10 protein-coding genes are annotated in these 16,019 nt (G+C 63.7%); 7 read left to right on the forward strand and 3 right to left on the reverse strand.

The features are described from left to right. Window positions 1-24: 24 nt before the first annotated feature. Window positions 25-1,191 (reverse strand): MFS transporter, encoded by a 1,167-nt coding sequence (locus tag FQ746_RS15150; RefSeq protein ID WP_144110216.1) that lies wholly within the window; start codon window positions 1,189-1,191, stop codon window positions 25-27. Window positions 1,192-1,585: 394 nt separating this feature from the next. Between FQ746_RS15150 and FQ746_RS15155 the strand changes: the two genes are divergently transcribed. Continuing rightward, the gene (locus FQ746_RS15155) at window positions 1,586-2,146 is read left to right on the forward strand and encodes a plasmid fertility inhibition factor family protein (RefSeq protein ID WP_409932400.1); all 561 of its coding nucleotides are present in this window, start codon (window positions 1,586-1,588) and stop codon (window positions 2,144-2,146) included. Here the strand turns inward: FQ746_RS15155 and FQ746_RS15160 are convergent. Continuing rightward, window positions 2,143-3,141, reverse strand: coding sequence for a 2-hydroxyacid dehydrogenase (locus tag FQ746_RS15160; protein ID WP_144110175.1), 999 nt, complete (start codon window positions 3,139-3,141; stop codon window positions 2,143-2,145). The genes FQ746_RS15155 and FQ746_RS15160 overlap by 4 nt on opposite strands. A gap of 511 nt (window positions 3,142-3,652) precedes the next feature. On the opposite strand from FQ746_RS15160, the gene aspT (FQ746_RS15165) reads away from it, so the two are divergent. From aspT (FQ746_RS15165) to FQ746_RS15180, 4 genes are all read left to right on the forward strand, one after another. Further along, a complete protein-coding gene (aspT, locus tag FQ746_RS15165; RefSeq protein WP_144110176.1) occupies window positions 3,653-5,338 on the forward strand; it encodes an aspartate-alanine antiporter in 1,686 nt (561 codons plus the stop codon). A gap of 63 nt (window positions 5,339-5,401) precedes the next feature. Next, window positions 5,402-7,087, forward strand: coding sequence for an aspartate-alanine antiporter (gene aspT, locus FQ746_RS15170; protein ID WP_144110177.1), 1,686 nt, complete (start codon window positions 5,402-5,404; stop codon window positions 7,085-7,087). A gap of 37 nt (window positions 7,088-7,124) precedes the next feature. After that, on the forward strand, window positions 7,125-8,789 hold the full coding sequence (locus tag FQ746_RS15175) for a bifunctional aspartate transaminase/aspartate 4-decarboxylase (protein WP_144110178.1): 1,665 nt from the start codon (window positions 7,125-7,127) through the stop codon (window positions 8,787-8,789). Between the two features lie 133 nt (window positions 8,790-8,922). Then, window positions 8,923-10,143: a pyridoxal-phosphate-dependent aminotransferase family protein gene (locus tag FQ746_RS15180; protein ID WP_144110179.1), complete on the forward strand. Its 1,221-nt coding sequence runs from the start codon at window positions 8,923-8,925 to the stop codon at window positions 10,141-10,143. Between the two features lie 313 nt (window positions 10,144-10,456). Here the strand turns inward: FQ746_RS15180 and FQ746_RS15185 are convergent, their stop codons facing one another. Beyond that, entirely contained in the window at window positions 10,457-11,668 is a 1,212-nt protein-coding gene (locus tag FQ746_RS15185; protein WP_144110180.1) for an MFS transporter, read from the reverse strand. A gap of 380 nt (window positions 11,669-12,048) precedes the next feature. Between FQ746_RS15185 and xdhA the strand changes: the two genes are divergently transcribed. Then, window positions 12,049-13,578, forward strand: coding sequence for a xanthine dehydrogenase small subunit (gene xdhA / locus FQ746_RS15190; RefSeq protein ID WP_144110181.1), 1,530 nt, complete (start codon window positions 12,049-12,051; stop codon window positions 13,576-13,578). Between the two features lie 35 nt (window positions 13,579-13,613). After that, window positions 13,614-15,989: a xanthine dehydrogenase molybdopterin binding subunit gene (gene xdhB, locus FQ746_RS15195; protein WP_144110182.1), complete on the forward strand. Its 2,376-nt coding sequence runs from the start codon at window positions 13,614-13,616 to the stop codon at window positions 15,987-15,989. Window positions 15,990-16,019: the final 30 nt, after the last annotated feature.

The following is a 16,019-nucleotide window of genomic DNA, read 5'->3' on the forward strand; positions in this document are numbered from 1 at the left end:
CCAAATTAGAGAGCGTGCAGAAGCTCAGCCGGACACGGCCATGCGTTGCGTGCGCCGCTCGATCAGCACCGACCACAGCGTCAGCAACAGTGCGCCGATCGCGATCGCGACGCCCACCCAAGGCAGGCGCGTAAGCGGCGCACCCGCGCCGATCGACAGGCCGCCGAGCCACGCGCCGGTCGCATTGCCGAGATTGAACGCCCCCTGGTTCAGCGTCGAGGCGAGATTCGGCGCCCGACTCGCTCGATCGACGATCAGGATCTGCAGCGGCGGCACGATGGCGAAGGCGAGCACGCCCCACACGAAGATCGTGATCATTGCCGGAATGCGCGCGTGCATGGTGCCGGCGAAGATCGTCAGGATCATCACGATGGCGAACAGAAACGTCACCAGAGACGGCATCAGCCGCCAGTCGGCGAGCTTGCCGCCGAGCGTGCTGCCGACCGTCAGGCCGAGCCCGAACAGCAGCAGCACGAGCGTGACGGCATGCGGCGTCAGACCGGTCACGTCCTCGAGAATCGGCGTGATGTAGGTGAAGGTGGAGAACAGGCTCGCCGAGGCCAGCACGCTAATGGCGAGCACCATCAGCACCTGCGGGTTTTTCAGCACGCCGAACTCGCGCAGCAGACTCGCTTTCTGCATCTCGATTTTGGCCGGCAGACACACGGCGAGCGCGATGGCCGCGAGCACGCCGATCACGGTCACCGCCCAGAAAGTCGCGCGCCAGCCGACCGCCTGGCCCAGCGCGGTGCCGAGCGGTACGCCGAGCACGTTGGCGAGCGTCAGGCCGGTGAACATCAGCGCAATCGCTTGCGCGCGGCGATTCGGCGCGACCAGTCCGGCGGCCACTACCGAGCCGATGCCGAAGAACGCGCCATGACAGAACGCCGTGACGATGCGCGCGGCCATCAGCACGGCATAACCCGGCGCCGTCGCGCACAGCACGTTGCCGACGATGAACACGCCGATCAGGCTCAGCAACGCCTTCTTGCGCGGCAGATTGGCGACGGCGATCGCGACGATCGGCGCACCGATCGTGACCCCGAGCGCATACGCCGAGACCAGCATGCCCGCTGCGGGAATGGAGACCGACAGGTCGCGCGCGACATCGGGCAGCAAACCCATGATCACGAATTCGGTGGTGCCGATGCCGAACGCGGCTACGGCAAGAGCGAGCAGGGGTAGGGGCATGGTGAGCGAGGAAGCGTCGGCGCGGGAGGTGCGCATGGTCGGGATGAGCATGCAGGCACCTTGCGAGGTCAAGGCAGTGGGGAATTCTACCCAGGTCGAAATGGGCCTGCCGGGCAGCGGCACCGGGTGATACCGTGCATGACCGGCTGCAAAACGTGCGCTCGCGCACACCGGTCCGTCGATGCATGGCGGTTAATACACACACGTGTCATCCAGGTTTCACAATCGCCTCGTAGCGTGGGCGGTCTATTCGTGCGCTGGCGTCGCCTGCCAGCTTTGCCGGCTTTTTGCTGGCTTTCCAAGCCTTTCAAGCCTGCCCAGCCTGTTCCGTTTTTCGAGCCCGACTTTGCCCGTTATTCCGCCCTTTTCGTCCGGTCCATTGCACACGAACCCATTGGCCGATGCCGTTCCCGTTCCCGAAACCGTCTGGACCGTGCCGCTGCCCGATCATCCCTGGTACGACCACGTGTGCCTGAAACGGGTGTTCGTCACCGACGGCACGCGTCATCAGGTGGTGCTCGTCGACGCGCGCAAGCTGCTCGTCTGCGCGGATCGCGACAATACGGACTACGTGCTCAAGCCGGTCGCCGAATGGCATTCGGGCAAGGTGCGCGGCATCCGCGAGTTTCTCGATCCGGAGAACCCGCGGATTCCGCCGATGCCCTACGTGACCATCTCGACGCGTCGCGCGTCCGGTCTGCTGGGCTGGCTCGGACTGGAGCGCGAAGGGGTGGTGGCGTTTCGCAACGGACAGCATCGCGCGCGCTATCTGGCGGGGGCGGGCGCGCGCTGGTTTCCGGTGGAGGTTCACGAACGCGAAGCCGCGTTGCTGCATGAAATGTGCGGTGCCGCCGACGATGCGCGCACGGCGATCCGCCCGGTCACGTTGCCGGCGGTGCCCCAGCCGGGCGCCGCGGGCAGCGCGGGCGGCAAGCCCGGCAAAGGCGCCGCCTAACTCCGTGCGCTCACCTCGTTGCGCGGCGCACCCGCCCGCCACGCGGCCACGTTGCCGAGCGTGGTCTGGGCAATCTCGTTCATCGCCTCGCGCGTGAAGAACGCCTGGTGCGCGGTGACTATCACGTTCGGGAACATCAGAAGCCGCGCCAGCACGTCGTCTTGCAGCGGCGCGTGCGAGTGGTCTTCGAAAAACAGGCCGCCTTCTTCCTCGTACACATCGAGCCCGAGATGGCCGAGCTGGCCGTCTTTCAGTGCGCCGACCAGCGCCTGGCTTTCGACCAGACCGCCGCGACCGGTATTGATAAGCATCGCGCCGCGCTTCATTTTCGCGAGCGCGGGGCCGCCGATCAGGTGATAAGTGGACGGCACCAGCGGACAGTGCAGGCTCACCACGTCCGACTCGGCCAGTAGCGTATCGAGCGGCACGTAGCGCGCGCCGAGCGCCAGCAGGTCGTCGGCCGGTGTGCCGGGATCGTGCGCGAGCACCTGCATGCCGAAGCCCGCCATGATGCGGCCGAACACGCGGCCGATCATGCCGGTGCCGATCACGCCCACCGTCTTGCCGTGCAGATCGAAGCCGAGCAGCCCATGCAGCGAAAAGTCGCCTTCGCGGGTGCGTGCGACAGCGCGCGGCAAACGCCGGTTCAGCGCGAGGACCAGGCCAACCGCATGTTCGGCGACCGCGTGCGGCGAGTAAGCCGGCACTCGTGCGACCGGCATGCCGAGCGCGGCCGCCGCGGCGAGATCGACGTGATTGAAGCCTGCCGAGCGCAGCGCGATCATGCGCGTGCCGCCTTCGTGAAGCCGGGCAAGCACGGCCGCGTCGACGCGGTCGTTGACGAACGGGCAGACCACCTCGTACCCACGCGCGAGGACCGCGGTTTCCTCGTCGAGACGCGAATCCTGGAAATGCAACTCATAGCCGTGCATGGCGTTGGCTTCGGTGAACGTGTCGCGGTCGTACTGGCGGCTGCTGAACAGGATGATGCGCATGGCGGACTCCGCAAGGCTTCGGAAGAAGGCTTAGATGTTATTCCCGACGTTTCGCCAAATCTTATTGCATATGCACATTACATTTGGCATCAGCCAGATGCTGCCTTTTTCGAGAATAGATTCGCCTCAACTGCAAATAATATTGACAGCTGCGCCGAAATGCCATATTTATTAAACGCTGCAATTTAAGAAAAGCATGTTCATTCATGCAAAAAAGATTGGCCATCCGCAAATGTCATTTTCAAGGCGTTAGGCAACTTCGCGAGGAAAGTATGACTGTCGAGCCATCCAGAAGGCGCCTGCGCGCCGCTGTCGCAATGCGGCATTATGTCCGGCCGCGTGCGGTTTTTGCTCTTTACGCGTTCCCATTTTCAGTCAATTCTGTTTTCACCCAATAATCGATGCAGGTTGATTAATTCACCGGACATAATGGCGCCGGCTGGATCGACACGCGCCCGGTAATTGGGTATTCAGTTCTTTTTTAATTAATCGATAACGACCGCGAGACAATATGATCGGTGAATTGCTGAGGTCTCAACCCGAGATCGCGCTGTTCGCAAGTCTGGCAATCGGCTATTTCATCGGCTCGTTTCGCGTCGGCCCCATTCAGTTGGGCGGCGTGTGCGGCACGCTGGTCGTCGCGCTGCTGTTGGGGCAAACCGGCGCCCGCCTGCCTGCCGATCTGAAGAACATCGCGTTCGCGCTGTTCATCTTCGCGCTCGGCTTCACCGGCGGCCCGCAGTTCTTCGCGAACATTGGCCGCGGCTGGCGCTATGGCGTGTTGTCGATCGTCGAGATCGTCTCGGTGCTGGCGCTCATCATGATCGCGGTCGTCGTCATGCGGCTCGACGTCGGCACCGCCGCCGGTCTGCTGGCGGGCGCCGCGACGGAATCGGCGGTAATCGGCACCGCCTCCGAGGCCATTGGCAAGCTCGGCTTCGGCGCGACGGAAACGCTGCGTCTGCAAGCCAACATCGTGACCGCGTACAGCGTGAGCTACCTGTTCGGGCTGATCACCATCGTGCTGTTCACCAGCCAGTTCGCGCCGCTGTTGCTGCGCGTCAATTTGCGCGACGAAGCCGAACGGGTGTGGCGCACGCTCGGCGGCGACGGCGCATTCGGCGACGGACAACGGGCCGCCGCGCCGGCGCTGGTCGGCCGCGCCTTCCGGGTCGGCGCGGAGATGGACGGCACGACGGTGGCCGCGCTGGAGCAGCAGTACGGCTTCAACCTGAACGTCGCGCAGGTCCGGCGCGACGGCGCCGAACTGCCGGTCGAACCACAACTGGCCTTGCGTGCCGCCGACCAGATCCTGCTCGGCGGGCGACGCGAAGCGATCGTCGCCGCCGCTGCTTTTCTCGGCGAAGAAGTGGACGGGGCGAGTTTCGGGCAGGTGCTGGCCGCGCGGCTCGACGTCGTGCTGACGCGCCGCGAGGCCCACGGCCTGACGCTCGCGCAGTTGCGCGCGCGGGCCGTGCCGCAAGAGGGGCGCGGCGTCTACATCGCAGCGGTGACGCGGCTCGAAACGACGGTGCCCGCGCTACCCGGAACCGAACTGAATCGCGGCGACGTGCTGACGCTGGTGGGCGCGAAGACCGACATCGAGCGCGGCGCCGGCCGTCTCGGCTACGTGCTGGCGGCCACCCAGAAAACCGACTTCGTCTATCTGGGGCTGGGCGTGCTGGTCGGGATGGCAATCGGACATCTGGGCGCGCGCATTGGCGGCGTGTCGATCGCGCTCGGCACGGGCGGCGGCTGTCTGTTGTCGGGCCTGCTATTCGGCTGGATCCGCTCGCGCTATCCGCTGATCGGCTCGCTGCCGTCCGCCGCCGCGCAAATTCTCAAGGACTTCGGGCTGGCCACGTTCATCGCCGCGGTGGGTCTCTCGGCGGGGCCGGACGCCATCAGGCTGGTGCGCGAATACGGGCTCGCGTTGCCGGTGGCCGGCATTCTGATGGTGCTCGTGCCAGGGCTGCTTTCGCTGTGGATCGGCCGCGTGTTTCTCAAGCTCGAAGCGCCGATGCTGCTCGGCGCGATTGCCGGCCAGCAATGCAGCACACCGGCAATCAGCGCGCTGGTCGGCGTGACCGGCAACTCGACGCCGGTGATCGGCTACACGATCACCTACGCGCTCTCGAACATCCTGCTTCCGTTAATGGGCCCGGTCGTCGTGGGCCTTGCCGGCAAGTTCGGCTAGCACCGCAGTAATCGCGCATCGCGCAGTCGCGCATAACGAGCATCACTATCCAGCGAGGGCATGATGGATTGGCTACATGACATCTTTCACAAATCACCCGAGATTGCGCTGTTCCTGTCGCTGGCGGTCGGCTATTTCGTCGGGCAGATCAACTTCGGCAAGTTCCAGTTGGGCGGCGTGGGCGGCTCGCTGCTCGCCGCGGTGGTCATCAGTCAGGCGGGCGTGACCATCGACAACGGCGTGAAATCGGTGATGTTCGCCGTGTTCATCTACGCGGTGGGCTACGACTCCGGGCCGGGCTTCTTCAATTCGCTGAATCGCAAGACGCTGCGCGAAATCGCGATGGCGATTTTCCTCGCCGTCTCCGCGCTCGTCACCGTGGTGGTGTGCGCGAAGCTTTTCCATCTGAACAAGGGCCTCGCCGCCGGACTCGCGGGCGGTGCGCTCACGCAGTCCGCGATTATCGGCACGGCCGGCGACGCCATTGCGCGGCTCGGTCTGCCGGCCGATCAGGTGAAGTCGCTGCAATCGGACGTGGCAATCGCGTATGCGGTGACTTACGTGTTCGGCTCGCTCGGCGCGATCATCGTGTGCGTGAACATTCTGCCGAAGTTCATGGGGCAGGGCCTGCGCGAGGCCGCGCTCGAAGCCGAGAAAGCGCTGTCCGGTTCCGTGCCCGCGCGCGCGGCGGGGCAGTTGTCCGCGTTGCCCGAACTGGTCGGCCGCGCGTTTCGCGTCGAACAGGCCGCGGGACGCACGGTCTCCGAACTCGAGATGAGCCAGAACGACACCATCACGATCGAGCGGATTCGCCGGCACGGGAAGGCCGAAGAGCCCGTACCCGACTTCGTGCTGGAGAAGGACGACGTGGTGATGGTGGTCGGCCGGCGCGGCGGGGTCGTGGACATCGCCCCGCTGATCGGCGTGGAAGTGGCCGACACGGACGGCGTGAGTCTCGTCATGCAGACCCGCGAAGGCGTGTTCACGCGCAAGGGCATGAACCACATGACGATCGCCGAAGTGCGGCAGAGCGTCGATCGCAACATGCGCCACGGCGTGTTCCTCGAGAGCGCGCGGCGTGCCGGTCAGCCGCTGCCGATCCTGCCCGAGACGAAGCTCGAACATGGCGACGTCGTCAGCTTCTACGGCTCGCCGAAAGACACCAAGCGCGCGGTCGACGCCGCCGGCTACGAGTTGCCGTACAGCATCAAGACCGACTTCATCTACATGGGCGTGGGCATCGTGATCGGCTTGCTGATCGGCCTGATCGTCGTGAACGTCGCGGGCATACCGCTCACGCTCGGTTCGGGCGGCGGCTGTCTGCTGGCGGGTCTCGTGTTCGGCTGGATGCGCGGCAAGCATCCGATGTACGGCGTGATGCCGTCGGCGGCATCACGGCTCCTGCAGGACTTCGGGCTCGCCGCGTTCGTCGCGGTGGTCGGGCTGAACTCGGGCTTGCAAGCGGTCGTCACGGTCAAGCAGAGCGGCATGACCATCTTCCTGCTCGGCGCGTTCGTCACGCTGTTCCCGTTGCTGCTGACCATGCTGTTCGGCCGCTTCGTGCTGCGCTACGACAACGCGGCCATTCTGGCCGGTGCGCTGTGCGGCTCGCGCAGCGCGAACCCGGCGTTCGGCGGCGTGCTCGACAAGGCGGAAAGCGCCGTGCCGACCGTGCCGTTCGCCATCACCTACGCCATCGCGAATGTTGCTTTGACGCTGCTCGGGCCGCTGGTAGTCGGCCTCGTGTAGCGCGTACCGATCCATCCATCCATTGGAGAACGACATCATGGCCAAAGAGAAAAACGGCAAGAAACACGCGGATATGGACCAACCGGGCCTCGCCGCGCTCAGTCCGTTCGAACTGAAAGACGAACTCATCAAGGCCGCGGGCGGCGGCGCCGTGGAGCGGCCCGCCAACGTCTCTATGCTCAATGCCGGTCGCGGCAATCCGAATTTCCTCGCGACGATTCCGCGCCACGGCTTCTGGCAACTGGGACTGTTCGCCATGCGCGAGGCGGAGCGTTCGTTCGCGTATCTGCCCGAAGGCGTGGGCGGCTTTCCGCGCCGCGACGGACTCGAAGAGCGTTTCGACCTCTTTCTGCGCGAGCATAAAGGGGTCGACGGTATCGACTTTCTGCGCGGCGCGGTGTCGTACGTGCGCGATCAGCTCGGTCTTTCCGCCGGCGATTTTCTGTATGAAATGTGCGAAGGCATTCTGGCGTCGAACTATCCGGTGCCCGACCGCATGCTCAAGCTTTCCGAGGTGATCGTCGGCCAGTATCTGCGCCGCGAGATGATCGGCAAGCATCCGTTCGTCGGCGAGTTCGACGTGTTCGCGGTGGAAGGCGGCACGGCGGCGATGACGTACATCTTCAACACGATGCGCGAGAACCATCTGATCAAGGAGGGTGACACGATCGCGCTCGGCATGCCGATCTTCACGCCGTATATCGAGATTCCGCGTTTGAACGACTATCGCCTGAACGTCGTCAACCTCGAAGCGGACGTCGCCAACGGCTGGCAGTACTCGAAGCAGGAACTCGACAAGCTGCGCGACCCGAAGGTGAAAGCGTTCTTCCTCGTCAACCCGAGCAATCCGCCTTCGGTGCGCATCGACGACGAGAGCCTTCAGTACATCGCCGATATCGTCAAGGAACGGCCCGACCTGATCCTGCTGACCGACGACGTGTACGGCACCTTCGCGGACGACTTCGTTTCGCTGTTCGCGCTCGCGCCGAAGAACACGATTCTGGTGTACTCGTACTCCAAGTATTTCGGCGCGACCGGCTGGCGGCTCGGCACCATCGCCACGCATCGCGACAACGTGATGGACCGGCTGATCGCCGGGTTGCCGAAGGACGCGAAGAAGCAGTTGCACGAGCGCTACGAGTCGATCACCACCGAGCCGGACAAGCTGAAGTTCATCGACCGTCTGGTGGCCGACAGCCGCACGGTCGCGCTGAACCACACTGCCGGTCTGTCGACGCCGCAGCAGGTGCAGATGGTGCTGTTTTCACTGTTCTCGCTGATGGACACGCCGGATGCGTACAAGAACGCACTCAAGCGGCTGATACGCAGCCGCAAGCAGGCCTTGTACGAAGAGGTCGGCATCTCGTTCGAGGACGACGATCCGAACCAGGTCGATTACTACACCATCCTCGATATCGAATTTCTCGGCTCGCGCATGTACGGGCGCGAATTCGTCGACTGGCTGCTGAAGAACACCGAGCCGTCCGAACTGCTGTTCCGGCTCGCGCGCGAGGCGCGGGTGGTGCTGCTGCCGGGGCGCGGTTTCGGTACGCAGCATCCGTCGGGACGCGTGTCGCTCGCGAATCTGAACGAATCGGACTACCGGCTGATCGGCCGCGCGTTGCGCCGGCTGATCGAGGAATACGTCGAGCGGTTCAATGCCGCCACCGGCAAGAATCTGGATAAGACCAAGGTGAAGTGACGTCCGGGCGCGAAGCACAGTCAAAAAACTTGCGCAATCGCGCCAATCAGTGAATGATCGGACGAACGGCCTCGCTGGTGTCATGACAGCGAGGCCGCTTGCTCCTTTGCGTCCCGACCTTCACGTATCGACCATGCCGACTTCCTCTTCTGCTGCTGTGCGCGCTGTGCCCTGTCCCGTCGTCGAATCGCTCGACGCCATTCTTCCCGAAGAACCTTTGCTGATGATGGGCGCGGGCCCGGTGCCGATTCCCGCGGCCGTGGCCAAGGCCAATACGATCGTGATCAACCACCTGGGCGCCACGATGGTGAAGGTGATCGGTCAGGTGAAGACGATGGCGCGCTATGTGTTCCAGACGAATTCGAAATGGGTGCTGGGCGTCGCGGGCCCGGGTTCGGCTGCGATGGAGATGGCGATTTCGAATCTGGCGTGGGAAGGCACGCGGGTACTGAGCATCAAGAACGGCTTTTTTAGCGAGCGGATGGCGGAGATGGGACGCCGCGTCGGCGCGCGGGTGAGTCTGCTGGACGTGGACGACCGGTCGGTGGCGAGTCTCGAGCAGATTGCCGATGCGATTCGCCGCGAGCGTCCTGAGATCGTGACGGTGGTGCAAGGCGAGACATCGAACACGGTCTGGAATTATCAGTTGAAGGAAATCGCCGCGTTGGCGAAAGCTGCTGGCGCACTGGTGATTGTCGACGCGGTGTGTACGTTGAGCACGATGCCGCTGGAGATGGACGCCTGGGGCATCGACGCGGTGATTACGGGCGGCCAGAAGGGTTTGTCGTCGATTCCGGGTGTCTCGCTGATTGCGTTTTCGGACGCTGCGTGGGCGCGCGTGAAGGGCCGCACGGCAGCGAATGCGCATTGGTGCCTGGACGCGTCGCTGGCGGAAAATTTCTGGCACAACGCCGGCTACCACTACACGGCCCCGGTATCGGGCGTGTTGGCTTTGCACGAGGCGTTGCGGCTCGTCTGCGCCGAGACCTTGGAAAAACGCTTTGCACGCCACTTGAAGTGTTCGCTGGCGTTGCAGGACGGCGTCACGGCATTGGGTTTGAAGTTATATGCACCGGCCGCGTGCCGCCTGAACTCCGTGGTGGGCATTGAGGTACCGGTGGGCCTGAGTCCAGGCGATGTCTGCTCGCACATTTCGCGACAGCACCAGGTGGAGATATCGGGTTCGTTTGGTTTGCCGATTGTGCGAATTGGTCAGATGGGCGAGCAATGCCGCGAGCACAACTTGTTTCGCACGGTTCACGCACTGGGCCGCACGATGGTGGACCTGGGCGTAAGGGTGGACTTACCGGCTGGCGTCGCCGCACTGGAACGCGGCCTGTCGGGCGCCCGGTAAAGTAGAGGGCCAAGGGAGGCTGCCCCTGACCATCCGCCCCGGCCGGCCTTCCCAGGCAGACCCATCCGCGACGCACGCAGTGCGGAGTGGGCGCTGATGACTGCTTTGTCACTCACGCATAATGCGCGAGGGCACGGATTCCAGATGCACCACTACCAAAGAAATGCCGCGGGACCCGCTTAAGAATTAGCGGTTTGAGCCCGCTTTCTTTTGCCTACTTTTCTTTGCGGCGGCAAAGAAAAGTAGGTGCCCCCCCGCACAGGGGGAACGCTAATAGACCACAAACGCAAGAAAAAAAATAAGGAAAAAGCCCTCAAAGCGCCGCAGGCAAATTAGCCCCCTTAACATCCCGCATATAAAGCAAAACCGAAAGCCCAACAGCCAAAGCCGACGCGAGAGCGGCAAAGAGAAATACTGACCCATACCCAAACTCCCCGGCGATATACCCGGCCAGCGGCCCGGTAATCCCAAGAGAGAGATCGAGAAAAACAGAATACGCCGACAAGGCGGCTCCCCGACTAGCAGGCGGCACCAACCCCACAGCCTCGACCCCAAGCGCCGGAAACACCAGAGCAAACCCAAACCCGGTCAAAGCAGCGCCAGCCAGGGCAACATTAGGCTCAGGCGCCAGCCACAACATCAACAACCCGACGCATTCAAACGAAAACGAAGCAATCGCCACCCGAAACCCACCATAGGTCTTGATGGTATTAGCAAACAACAACCGCGCGCCGATAAACAGCGTCCCAAACACGGTCAACGACAAAGCCGCATTAGGCCAATGCCTGGCCGCATAAAACAGCGTAATAAACGTAGCGATCGACCCAAACCCGGCGGAGCCCAAAGCCAACCCGATCCCATGCGGCAGCACCCGCGTGAACACGCTGCCATAGGACATCCGCTCGCCATGCACCACTGGCACCGGCAACATCGGCCGCGCGAGATAGAAACCCAGCACCGCCAGCGCAATAACGAGAATACCGAGTGCAGCAAACCCGACCATATGCTGGATCGCCACGCCCAAAGGCGCACCAATCGCAAGCGCTCCATAAGTGGCAATGCCGTTCCAGGAAATCACCTTGGCGTTGTGATTCGTGCCGACTCGCCCGATACCCCACAAAATCGCCCCCGTACCGCACAGGCTTTCACCGAAACCCAGCAGCAGCCGGCTCAACACCAGCAAAACCATGCTCAGCAAAGGCCACGGAGCCGATAACACCGCGAGCAACAGCAACACGCCACTCGCGCCACAGCCCGTCAGGCCAATCGAAACAGTCCGCTTTGGTCCCAGCGTATCCGCCGTGCGTCCGGCGAGCGGCCGCGACGCCAGCGTCGCCAGGTACTGCACGCTGATTGCCGCGCCCGCCAGCACGGTGCTGTAACCGAGGTCGTCGTGGACGTAACCGGGCAGCACCGCGAGCGGGATCCCGATGGTCAGGTAGCAAAGAAAGGTGAAAAAGACGACCGGAATGATCTGCATGGTCGTCGCAAAGTCGCTGCGAGGTGTCGCTGAGTCGGTGGACATGGGGAAAACGAGACTTGAAAACGGCGGAAAGGCGTGATTTTCCCATGGAAACGCGTCGCTTGCAGGATTCGCTTAAGACTCCCTGTGTTCAAAACGCCTGATGAAACTCATATAGTGGCCTGCTACTGGGGGATAAAAACGTCCAGAAAGCCAAAATCACCGCATGCCAGAATGGCAGAAAGACCGCATCAAGTCATAAAATCACTAAAAATAGCCACCCCGATATAAGCCGCCCATCACCAGAATCCGCCTCGATATCGCTCTCCGAATATGTCCCCCATGCGGTCCCCGCTATGGGTTGTCTTTATTGACGATGATAGTTTTCGACCCATCATTGCTGGACGTCCCCACGGACACAGAACATTCGAGAGTAACGAGACATGACCGAGCCGATTCGCTTCTACCACCGCAACGCCATCCGCGAGATCCACGACGCGCCCGTCACGCGCACCGTGCTGCAGTATCTGCGTGAAGACGCGCACTGCACCGGTACCAAGGAAGGCTGCGCCGAAGGCGACTGCGGCGCGTGCACGGTGGTAATCGGCGAGCGCAACGAGGCGGGCGGCGTCGACTTCAAGGCGGTCAATGCGTGCATCCAGTTCGTGCCGACGCTCGACGGCAAAGCGCTCTACACCGTCGAAGACCTGCGTCAACCGGACGGTTCGCTGCATCCGGTGCAGGAAGCGATGGTCGAATGCCACGGCTCGCAATGCGGGTTCTGCACGCCGGGTTTCATCATGTCGATGTGGTCGCTGTACGAAAAGCACGGTCACGAACACAGTTGCGCCAACCGGACCGTCCCGTCGCGCGACGACCTCAGCAACGCATTGACGGGCAATCTGTGCCGCTGTACCGGCTACCGGCCGATCGTCGACGCGGCCGTGCGGATGTTCGAAACGCCCGCGCCGAAAGCGCCGGTCGATGTCGCGGCGCTGGCAACCCGACTCGCCACGCTGCAACGCCCCGACACCTTCGTCTATCAGAACCGCGGGCAGCAATTCGCCGCACCGCGCACCGTTGCGGCACTGGCGCAAATCAAACAGGCGGAACCGGCCACGCGCATCCTCGCGGGCAGCACCGACATCGGCTTGTGGGTGACCAAGCAGATGCGCGAACTCGGCAACATCGTGTATGTCGGGCAGATCGCCGAACTGCAAAAGCTCGAAAGCGGCGAGGAGTGGATCGAGATAGGCGCGGGCGTCAGCGTCGAGAAAGCCTACGCGGCCATCGCACGGCACTACCCCGAACTGACGGAAATGTGGCAACGCTTCGCGTCGTTGCCGATTCGCAATGCCGGCACGCTCGGCGGCAACATCGCGAACGGTTCGCCGATCGGCGATTCGATGCCCGGCCTGATCGCGCTGGGCGCGCGCGTGATCGTGCGCGGCGGCGAGATCGAACGCGAGATGCCGCTCGAAGACCTGTACCTCGCGTATCAAAAGAAAGACATGGCGGAGCACGAATTCGTGGTCGGCCTCAAAGTGCCGACGCGCACCGGCGCGCGCCAGCATCTGCAATTCCGCACCTACAAACTCTCGAAGCGCTTCGACTCGGACATCTCCGCGGTGTGCGCGGCGTTCTCGTTCATCGCGGACGGCAACCTGATCCGCGAGCCGCGCATCGCGTTCGGCGGAATGGCGGCGACGTCCAGACGCGCGGCGCAGGCCGAAGCCGTGTTGCGCGATGCCGAGTGGCACGAAGCCACCGCGCAGGCCGCGATGCTCGCGCTCGGCAACGACTACGCGCCCTTGTCCGACATGCGCGCGACCAGCGACTACCGCCTCGAAGCCGCGAAGAACACGCTGTACCGTTTCTGGCTCGAAACGCGTCCGCACAACCCGCTGCCGAAGAGCGCGCTCGATGTCCGTGCGGTCGCCGCGGCCTGCGCGCCGGCCGGCGCGACCGCTTAAGACGCGGCGCTCAACAAGGATACGGAGAACCCACGATGAATCAGCAAGCCGAACCGTTCCTGAAAGACCTTCAGGAACTCGACGACTTCACCCAGGTGCACGTGTCGCGTCCGCACGAATCGGCGCATCTGCACGTGAGCGGCCGCGCGACCTATACCGACGACATCCCCACGCTCGCCGGCACGCTGCACGCCGCGCTCGGCCTGTCGCCGAAAGCGCACGCGAAAATCGTCTCGATGTCGCTCGACAAGGTGCGCGCCACGCCCGGCGTCGTGGCGATTTTTACGGCCGAGGACGTGCCGGGCGTCAACGACGTCGGCCCGATCATCCACGACGATCCGTTTCTCGCCGATGGCATCGTGCAGTACGTGGGCCAGCCGATCTTCATCGTGGTCGCGACCTCGCACGAAACCGCGCGGCTCGCCGCGCGTCGCGCTGAAATCGTCTACGAAGAGTTGCCCGCCATTCTCACCGCGCAGCAGGCGCGTGCGGCCAACCAGCATGTGCTGCCGCCGATGAAACTGGCGCGCGGCGAAGCCGCGGCGAAGATCGCCCGCGCCGCGCATCGCACCGACGGCGAGATGCTGCTAGGCGGCCAGGAGCAGTTTTATCTGGAAGGGCAAATCTCATACGCGGTGCCGAAAGACGACGACGGCATGCACGTCTACTGTTCGACTCAGCACCCGACCGAGATGCAGCACATGGTCGCGCACGCATTGGGCGTGGCGTCGCACAACGTGCTGATCGAATGCCGACGCATGGGCGGCGGCTTCGGCGGCAAGGAATCGCAATCGGGCCTGTTCGCGTGCTGTGCGGCGCTGGCCGCATGGAAGCTGCTGTGCCCGGTGAAACTGCGTCCGGACCGCGACGACGACATGATGGTCACGGGCAAGCGCCACGATTTCCACTACACCTACGAAGTCGGCTACGACGACACCGGCGTGATCGACGGCGTGAGCGTCGACATGACCTCGCGCTGCGGCTTCTCGGCCGACCTTTCCGGTCCGGTGATGACGCGCGCGGTCTGCCACTTCGACAACGCTTACTGGCTGTCGGACGTCAGCATCGACGGGTTCTGCGGCAAGACCAACACCCAGTCGAACACCGCGTTCCGCGGCTTCGGCGGACCGCAGGGCGCGTTCGCGATCGAATACATCATGGACGACGTCGCGCGCTCGATCGGCGCGGATGCGCTCGATGTGCGGCGACGCAATCTGTACGGCAAGACCGAGCGCAATCTCACGCCGTATGGGCAGACCGTCGAAGACAACGTGATCCACGAACTGATCGACGAGCTCGAAGCCACCAGCGACTACCGCGCGCGCCGCGCGTCGATCGACGAATTCAATGCGAACAACGAGGTCCTGAAAAAAGGCCTGGCGCTCACGCCGGTGAAGTTCGGCATTGCGTTCAACGTGACGCATTTCAACCAGGCCGGCGCGCTCGTGCATATCTACACGGACGGCTCGGTGCTGGTGAACCACGGCGGCACGGAAATGGGCCAGGGGTTGAACACCAAGGTCGCGCAGGTGGTCGCGCATGAACTCGGCGTCGGCTTCAACCGCATTCGCGTGACGGCGACCGATACCAGCAAGATTGCGAACACGTCGGCGACGGCGGCCTCCACCGGTTCGGATCTGAACGGCAAGGCGGCGCAGGACGCGGCGCGCCAGTTGCGCGAGCGTCTCTCGGCGTTTGCCGCCGAGCGTTTCGGCGCAGGACAGGTGAGCGCCGCGGACGTGCGTTTCGTGCACGACCGCGTGGTGATCGGCGAGACCGTCGTGCCGTTCGAAGAGATCGTCGCGAAAGCCTATCTGGCGCGGATCCAGTTGTGGTCGGACGGCTTTTACGCGACGCCGAAGCTGTACTGGGATCAGGCGAAGCTGCAAGGCCGCCCGTTCTTCTATTACTCGTACGGCGCGGCCGTCGCGGAAGTGGTGATCGACACGCTGACCGGCGAAATGCGCGTGCTGCGCGCCGACGCGTTGCACGACGTGGGCGCGTCGCTCAATCCGGCGCTCGACGTCGGCCAGGTGGAAGGCGCCTTCATTCAAGGTATGGGCTGGCTCACGACCGAAGAGTTGTGGTGGAACGCGAGCGGCAAGCTGATGACGCACGCGCCGTCCACCTACAAGATTCCGACCGTCAACGACACGCCGCCGGACTTCCGCGTGCGTCTGTTCAAGAATCGCAATGCCGAGGACAGCATTCACCGGTCGAAGGCGACTGGCGAGCCGCCGCTGTTGCTGCCGTTCTCGGTGTTCTTTGCGATTCGCGACGCGGTCTCGGCGGTCGGCGGCCACAAGGTCAATCCGCCGCTGAATGCGCCCGCGACCAGCGAGGAAATTCTCAAGGCCGTCGGCGCGGTGCGCGCGGCAACGGCGCCGCCCGCACCGGCGCGCCGGTCCTGATCGCGGGCTCATCGTGCGCAACCCGAACCT

This window comes from Paraburkholderia sp. BCC1886 (assembly GCF_900996245.1).
Taxonomy (GTDB): domain Bacteria; phylum Pseudomonadota; class Gammaproteobacteria; order Burkholderiales; family Burkholderiaceae; genus Paraburkholderia.